This window comes from Streptomyces sp. 7R007 (assembly GCF_054850255.1).
The window spans coordinates 1-279 of record NZ_JBTWMV010000198.1 but is presented as its reverse complement, the minus strand read 5'-3'; the positions used below and the strand labels follow the sequence as shown (position 1 = coordinate 279).

Below are 279 nucleotides of genomic sequence, written 5' to 3'. Positions count from 1 at the left end.
ACCGGGGTGTTGGGTGCGGTGATTGCGGCGCATTTGGTGGAGGGGTGGGGGGTGCGGCATGTGGTGTTGGTCAGCCGGCGTGGTGGCCGGGCGCCGGGGGTGGGGGAGTTGGTGGCGCGGTTGGGGGTGGAGGTGTCGGTGGTGGCGGCCGATGTTGCCGATCCGGTGGCGTTGGGGGAGGTGGTGGCGGGGATCGATCCGGCGCATCCGTTGACGGGTGTGATTCATGCGGCCGGGATCGTCGATGACGGGGTGGTGGCGGATCTGACGCCGCAGCGG

General features: G+C 71.0%; 1 protein-coding gene. It reads left to right on the top strand.

Going from position 1 to position 279, the window contains the following annotated elements:
• Window positions 1-279: KR domain-containing protein (locus ACYF6T_RS44780; RefSeq protein WP_461703737.1), on the top strand; the 279-nt coding region annotated here is incomplete at both ends.